Source organism: Hymenobacter agri, assembly GCF_054778495.1.
Genome location: NZ_BAAGZM010000302.1, coordinates 1 through 5,052 on the forward strand (window position 1 = coordinate 1; position 5,052 = coordinate 5,052).

Sequence of the window (5,052 nt, forward strand, 5' to 3'; positions counted from 1 at the left end):
GCTGAGCTGCTGGTGCTCGAAATGCAGCTGCAGGGCCTGGTTGATTTTCTCCGGCGTCAGGGGTTTGTCGAGGCGGCCGGCGATGGGGAGACCGTCAAGGCGGGTGAGGTCGCGCTCGTCAACCGAAGTCGAAAGCACGACCACCGTGGTATGCTGCCGGCGGGCCGGCGGCAGCTGCTGGTAGGCGTGCAAAAAATCAATGCCGTTGAGAATCGGCATTTGAATATCGAGCAGAATGAGGCAGGGAAAAGTAGGGGTGGCGCCCGCATCGGCGGGCTGGAGCAGAGCCAAGGCTTCTTGGCCATTTTCGGCGATGACGACCTGATTGGCCACATTGAGGCGCCGCAGCAACCGCAGATTCAGGAAGTTATTGGTCGGGTCGTCGTCGACCAACAGCACACTGCGTAGCTTTTGCATAGGGTGCGCCTACGGCAAATACGTAGGGAAGGTTGTGGCCGGAGCCTGCCTGCCGGGCCTAAGCCGGCGGCTAACCGCGCTCCACGAAGGTGAGGCGGTTGTGGAACGGGTCGATTATGTTCATTTCCAGGGCCGCGGGGTCGTAGAACGGCGTGTAAAGGTCGGGACGATTATATACGTAGGGCTGGGCCAGCAAATGGGCGTGGTAAGTAGCCAGGCCGGCAAAGTCATCGATGAATACCCGGGCACCGGGCGCGCAATCGCCGTGGTGCTCGGACAGGTGCAGCGTGATGTCGCCCCGCGTGACTTGCAGGTAGCCGGGGCTGCCCGCCGGCCGGTGCTCCCAGTCGAGCCGGAAGCCCAGCCAGTCGAGGTAGAATTCGCGGGCCTTGGCGTAATCGAAAATGCGCAGAATGGGCTTGACAGTGGCCATGAGGAAAGGTTGAGTTTTGAGGGTTGAATGTTGAATAAAAGAAACGTCATGCTGAGCGCAGTCGAAGCATGACGTTTCTTTTGCTCACTGCTCATCCCGCTTTCGTGCCACAGCCGGCGCAGAATTTCTGGCCGGGCTGCAGGGGCTCGCCGCAGCTGGTGCAGTGGCGGGGCTGGGTTTGGGCGGTGGCGGGCGTGCCGCAGCTGGGGCAGAATTTCTGGCCGGGCGCGAGCTTCGCCTGGCAATTCTGGCACTGCAGCAGCGCGTCGCGGTTTAGGAAGTCGAGGTTTTTGGTGTAGTCCTGCTCGCGGGTGCGGGTGTGGATTTGCTCGCGGGTGGCTTGGGCCTGCTGGGCGCGTAGCTCCTCCTGCTCGTCGGGGGCGCAGTCTTCGCAGAGGCCGGCGCTGTGGTTCCAACAGGCATCGGGGCACACCCAGTGGCCGCAGCGGGTACATTGCTTGAACTGCTGCTTGCCCTCGGCCACGGCGGTTTTCAGGGCCTCGTCGTGGGCCTTGCCGCCCACGGCCCTCTGAATGTGGTAGGCGGCATTTTCGGCCCCGCCCAGGCTGCCAAACAGGCTGCTGGCCGCTTGCAGCAGGCTGCCCGCAATACCGATGGCGTTGGGTTGAAACCGCGACATGTAGCCGTTGCGGCATTTATCGCAGTGAAATTTAAACTGGAAGCCCTTGTCGGTGGAAAGGTCGTCGTAGTTGGCAACGAATTGGATGAGCTCGCTCATAGCACGGTGGGAGAGGATGAAATGCAAATATGGGGATAAGTGCATGACGTGGGCCGGGCGTTAGTGCTTGGGCGGGCATAAAAAAAGCTGTCATCCTGCGCGAAGCGCAGGATGACAGCTTTTCGGGTTGCGTTACGCGTCCTTAAAACGTGAAGCGCAGGCTGATGGCGGCATCGTGGTAGAAGCCGGTGTAGCCGTGGAATACTTCGAAGAAGGGCTTGTAATCGACGCCCACCACGAAGGGCAGGTCGGGCAGCTTGTATTCGAGGCCGGCGATGAGGTCGGCACCGATGGCGAGGTAGGTATTGGTGTCGTAGTAGTAGCTGTCGGCGTAGTAATAGCCGTTTTTGCCGCGGCGCAGGTACACGTCGCCGTTGCGGCCGTCGTAGTAAAACCGGTCGTCGGCGAAGTAGTAGCGGCCCTGATAGGCTCCGGCGTGGAAGCCCGCGCCGTAGTAAAAATTCAGGCCTTTCACGTCGGCCACGCCCAGGTGCTTCTCGCCGAGAATGGTGAGGCGGGCGCCGTGGGCTTTGTATTCCGTCGTGAGCAGGCCTTCGATGGCGACACCTTTGCCGCTGCCTACAAAGTGCTTCAGCGTGAGGCCCGACGACCAGCCGCCGCCGCGCAGGCCGATGCCGGTTTTATAGCCCGAGTTGCTGCCGCTGTTTTTTTTCTTCGATTGGGCACTGGCGGCCAGGGCGGGTAACAGCAGGAGTAACAAGACGGTCAGACGTAAATAACGCATGCGTAAACAGTTGTAGTGAATGATAAAAGCGGGGCAAAATTACCACCGCTCCACGAAACGGGCTGCCCGTCCGGTCCTCGCTGGCCCCGTTGCCCGCCACCGTAGCGGCCGCTATGCCGTGAAACCCAGCCGCGCAGCCGGGAGTAGGCAAAAAGAAAATCCTCCATTCATCTTCCCTTTTCGCATGGCCACCCCCAAAAAATCTGACGCCGACGATATCTATACCACCTTCAAGCACGACGTGAACATGACCGCCGCCGAACTGGAGAAGTGGCTTAAAACCGACGAATCGAAATCGGTGGGCCAGGCCAGCGGCGACGGCAGCAGCGTGGGCCACCACTCAGGCGAGCACATCGTGAAAATCCTGCACAAGAAAAAGGCCGACCTCACCGCCGCCGACGAAGCCCACATGCACAAGGTGCACAGCTACGTGAGCCGCCACCTGGCCCAGGGCCCGCACCACCAGAAAGACGTAGAAACCTCGCCCTGGCGCTACTCGCTGATGAATTGGGGCCACGACCCGCTGAAGAAGTAGCCACACCAATGCGCCAGCTAACGTCCCAGCTGCATAGCCGGGGCGTTAGCTGGCGCACCGCGAAAAAATGACCATCACATGGCCAGATAAGCGGAGGCAGGTGAGGAAATTAGCACGGACCGGGGAATGAATTACTCTCGCTCCAGCACCTGCCGAATGCCGCCCAGGCCACTCGAAATATTCTCCAACTGCGTGAGTACGCTGTGCAGCTGGCCGCCGCTGCTGGTGCGCAGGTTGCGCACGAAGGTAGCCTTGATGGCGTCCCAGCGGGCTTTCTCCTCGGGCGTGAGCCAGCCCAGCAGCTCGCGCAGCTTGAGCAGGTTGGCTTCGGTACCGCTGGTCAGGGTCTGGGCTTCGTTGTCGTAGTGGGTGGCTAGGAGGGTGCGTACTTCCTCGTCGTTCATCACAGGGCGCACCTTTTCGGCCAGCTTGGCCATGTTGCGGTAGGAGCCCTGCAGCTTGAACGGCGGCTCGGTGCGGTACTCATTGGCCTGGGCTGCCGAGCGGATGTACTCCTCGTTCACGCAGGCTACTACGTCGCGGATGCCCAGCAGCTTCTGCAGCACCGCCACGTACTCGCTGATTTCGGCGGGTGAGTGGTTGGCCTCGAAGGTGAGGCTGGTGCTGTCGCCGGTTTCGGCCAGCTTGATGAGCGGGTACACGTCGGCCTGGCTTTTGGCGGCGAGGCGGCTGAGCACGGGGTTGGCCACCAACGAGTTCTCCACGTAGCTGAGCAGGAAGGTGGGGGCCGTGTCGCCGATAATATCGCCGAGGTTGTAGATGTCGGCGCGGTTGGCCAGCATGTCGGGGATGCGGAACTGCTCGCCCGATTCGGTGTAGGGGTTGCCAGCCATCACCACGGCCACCTTGCGGCCCCTGAAATCGTAGGTTTTGGCGCGGCCCTGGTACACGCCTTCAATCTTGCGCTGGGCATCGCAGAGCGAGATGAATTTCTGCAGGAATTCCGGGTTGCAGTGCTGAATATCATCCAGATATATCATCACATTGTCGCCCATCTCGAAGGCCAGGTTCAGCTTCAGCAGCTCCTCGCGGGCGCCGGAGTTGGGCGCCTGGGCCGGGTCCACGCTCGTCACGGCGTGGCCAATGGCCGGGCCGTTGATTTTCATGAAAATGAGCCCCAGCCGGTTGGCCACGTACTCCATGAGCGTGGTTTTGCCGTAGCCGGGCGGCGACACCAGCAGCAACAGGCCCATGAGGTCGGTGCGCTTGTCGACCCCCGCCGTGCCGATTTGCTTGGCCAGGTTGGCCCCGATGAGCGGCAGGTACACCTCGTCAATCAGCTTGTTCCGCACAAACGACGACAACACGCGCGGACGGAATTCACTCAGCCGCAGTTCCTCGGCAAAACGCGCCACCAGCTCTTTTTTCAGTGTCCCGAAAGACTCGAACAGCGGCACTACCGTGCGGATGTAGTGGTGCAGCCGCCGCCGGAACTCGGGGAAATGCAATTGGTAATTCCGCTCGTGAATGCGGGCGTGGGAGCCTTGCAGCCCGGTGAGGGTTTCGTGCAAGGGCGTGCGGATGATGCGGGCGGGGTCGAAGGTGGCCGTCATCAGGAGGGTGGCGGCTTCGTTAACCCCGGCGCCGGTAACCCCATCCCCCGTCCCCTTCCCCTCCGGGGGAAGGGGAGCCACGGCGGCGCTGACGTTTGAAGTCGTCAGACTCCCTTCTGCAATCGTCCGGCTCCCCTCCCCCGGAGGGGAGGGGCTGGGGGTGGGGTTAACGGGGCTGGGGTTTGCAGGGCCGGGCTGCCGTACAAACGCCCCCAGCCACTGCCGCACCAGCTGAAACTGGGCGGCTGGCTGCTCGGCCAGCGCGGCCACGCTGGCCTCGTATTGCGCGGTGGCGTTGCGGGCCTTGAGCGACTGCTGGAACTGCTGGTACAGGTCGGCGGCTTCGGGGGAAATGACGAAGGTTTCGCCGCGGGTTAGTTCCTGGAACAGGTAGTCGCCGGCTTCTGCCACTTCGGGTACGGTGAAGAGGGCGGTGCCGGTGGCGAACTCCTCCACGGCCAGCTGCAGCTCGGCTTTCAGGGGCTCGAACTCGCGGGAATCGGGGAAAACCTGGAGCAGAATGCCGATGCCTTGCAACTGCTGCTGCCAGGCGGCCTTGCGCTTGCGGCCCGCGAAGCGCTGCCAGTAGAGCGCGGCGGCGGCGCGGGC

At 62.2% G+C, this 5,052-nt stretch carries 6 protein-coding genes; 1 reads left to right on the forward strand and 5 read right to left on the reverse strand.

Annotated features, from left to right (window positions below):
* From ACYVDE_RS14210 to ACYVDE_RS14225, 4 genes are all read right to left on the reverse strand, one after another.
* Positions 1-417, reverse strand: a 417-nt coding sequence (locus tag ACYVDE_RS14210) for a response regulator (RefSeq protein ID WP_460502201.1), incomplete at its 3' end; no start/stop codon positions are given.
* 70 nt (positions 418-487) lie between these two features.
* Positions 488-850, reverse strand: coding sequence for a glyoxalase superfamily protein (locus tag ACYVDE_RS14215; RefSeq protein WP_460502202.1), 363 nt, complete (start codon positions 848-850; stop codon positions 488-490).
* Positions 851-941: 91 nt separating this feature from the next.
* Positions 942-1,589: a zinc ribbon domain-containing protein gene (locus ACYVDE_RS14220; RefSeq protein ID WP_460502203.1), complete on the reverse strand. Its 648-nt coding sequence runs from the start codon at positions 1,587-1,589 to the stop codon at positions 942-944.
* Positions 1,590-1,731: 142 nt separating this feature from the next.
* On the reverse strand, positions 1,732-2,334 hold the full coding sequence (locus tag ACYVDE_RS14225; RefSeq protein ID WP_460502204.1) for a hypothetical protein: 603 nt from the start codon (positions 2,332-2,334) through the stop codon (positions 1,732-1,734).
* Between the two features lie 184 nt (positions 2,335-2,518).
* On the opposite strand from ACYVDE_RS14225, the gene ACYVDE_RS14230 reads away from it, so the two are divergent.
* Entirely contained in the window at positions 2,519-2,869 is a 351-nt protein-coding gene (locus tag ACYVDE_RS14230; protein WP_460502206.1) for a DUF3140 domain-containing protein, read from the forward strand.
* Positions 2,870-3,000: 131 nt separating this feature from the next.
* Here ACYVDE_RS14230 and ACYVDE_RS14235 read toward each other — a convergent pair.
* Positions 3,001-5,052: ATP-binding protein (locus ACYVDE_RS14235; RefSeq protein WP_460502207.1), on the reverse strand; the 2,052-nt coding region annotated here is incomplete at its 5' end.